This is a genomic window from Melaminivora alkalimesophila, assembly GCF_000282995.1.
GTDB lineage: Bacteria > Pseudomonadota > Gammaproteobacteria > Burkholderiales > Burkholderiaceae_C > Melaminivora > Melaminivora alkalimesophila.
Map to the genome: position 1 here is coordinate 1 of NZ_ALEE01000532.1, position 1789 is coordinate 1789.

Sequence of the window (1789 nt, forward strand, 5' to 3'; positions counted from 1 at the left end):
GGCAGCTCGCCCGCCGCCAGCACCCAGCGCGGCGCGCCGCTGGCCGGGTTCATCGCATTGATGAACCAGTTGAAGGCCGCCGCCTGCTGCGCCTCGCTGTAGCGCTGCACGTCGTCGAGCAGCACGGCGCTCCAGCGCTCGTCGAAGGCGGTGGGCCAGCGCATGCGCGGATCGAGCCAGCCCAGCTGCGCCCCCTGGTTGCGCAGCGCCTCGTAGGCGGCGCGCAGCAGGTGCGACTTGCCCGTGCCGGGCGCGCCCCACAGATAGACCGGCGTGGGCGCATCGGAGGACGGAACCGCCGCCAGCGCCTGGCGCAGCTGCGCCACCGCCTGGGCGTTGCCTTCGGCGTGGAAGTTCTCCAGCGTCGGTCCGCTGGCCAGGCCGATGTCCAGCGCGAGCTGCTTCATCGCCATGGCCGGCGGCATTGCGGCACGCGCCGCGCGCCGGGTTCAACAACAGGGATCAGGGACATGTAAAAGGCAAGGAGCCGGGGGCCAGGAACGGTCTCCACGCGGGGACGGCACGGCGCCGCACCGCCGCGGCCGGGTTCAGGTGTAACCAGGGATTTTACGGCGCCTTAAAATCTGCGGTTTGCTGCCGCACCGCGCGGCCGCGCCCACTGCACCACCATCCCATGAGCACCAGCACCCCCACCCCCATTTCGTACAAGGACGCGGGCGTCGACATCGACGCGGGCGACGCCCTGGTCGAGCGCATCAAGCCCCTGGCCCGGCGCACCCTGCGCGAGGGCGTGATGGCCGGCATCGGCGGCTTCGGCGCGCTGTTCGAGCTGCCCAAGGGCTACGACGAGCCGGTGCTGGTGTCCGGCACCGACGGCGTGGGCACCAAGCTCAAGCTGGCTTTCGAATGGAACATGCACGACACCGTCGGCATCGACCTGGTGGCGATGAGCGTCAACGACGTGCTGGTGCAGGGCGCCGAGCCGCTGTTCTTCCTGGACTATTTCGCCTGCGGCCGGCTGGATGTGGACACCGCCGCCGCCGTGGTGGGCGGCATTGCCCGCGGCTGCGAGCTGTCGGGCTGCGCGCTGATCGGCGGCGAGACGGCAGAGATGCCGGGCATGTACCCGGAGGGCGAATACGACCTCGCGGGCTTTGCCGTCGGCGTGGTGGAAAAGCGCAGGATCCTGAACGGCCAGGCCGTCCAGGCCGGCGACGTGGTGCTGGGCCTGGCCTCCAGCGGCGTGCATTCCAACGGCTTCTCGCTGGTGCGCAAGTGCATCGAGCGCGCCCAGGCTGCAGGCAACCTGCCCGAGGCCCTGGATGGCAAGCCCTTTCGCGAGGCCGTCATGGCACCGACCCGGCTGTACGTGAAGAGCGTGCTCGCCGCGCTGCGCGCCCACCCGCACGACGGCCCGGCCGGCGGCATCAAGGCGCTGGCGCACATCACCGGCGGCGGCCTGCTGGAGAACATCCCGCGCGTGCTGCCGCAGCACCTGGCGGCGCACCTGGAGGCCGGCAGCTGGCCACAAAGCGAGCTCTTCGCCTGGCTGCAGCGCACCGCCGCCATCTCGGACACCGAGATGAACCGCACCTTCAACAACGGCATCGGCATGGTCCTCGTGGTCGCAGCCGAGGCGGCCGAGGCGGTGCGCACCATGCTCGAGCAGCACGGCGAGACGGTCCACGCCATCGGCCGGATCGCCGAGCGGGGCGACGGCGCCGCCGTGGTCGTCGCCTGATTCGCGGCCATGTCCTCCGGGCCCCGCCCGCCGCTCGACGATCCGGCGCCCGACGGGGCGCTGATGCAGCTCGATGAGCGGCTGGCG

The 1789-nt window shown here is 71.5% G+C and carries 2 protein-coding genes; one reads left to right on the top strand and one right to left on the bottom strand.

Annotated features, from left to right (window positions below; genetic code table 11):
• Positions 1 to 407: AAA family ATPase (locus A612_RS10400; RefSeq protein ID WP_040436599.1), on the bottom strand; the 407-nt coding region annotated here is incomplete at its 3' end.
• Positions 408 to 634: 227 nt separating this feature from the next.
• Here A612_RS10400 and purM point away from each other — a divergent pair.
• The gene (gene purM, locus A612_RS10405; protein WP_019374426.1) at positions 635 to 1702 is read left to right on the top strand and encodes a phosphoribosylformylglycinamidine cyclo-ligase; all 1068 of its coding nucleotides are present in this window, start codon (positions 635 to 637) and stop codon (positions 1700 to 1702) included.
• Positions 1703 to 1789: the final 87 nt, after the last annotated feature.

Coding starts and splice junctions, on each gene's coding strand:
- purM (WP_019374426.1), top strand. CDS start 635: ATGAGCACCAGCACCCCCACCCCCATTTCGTACAAGGACGCGGGCGTC.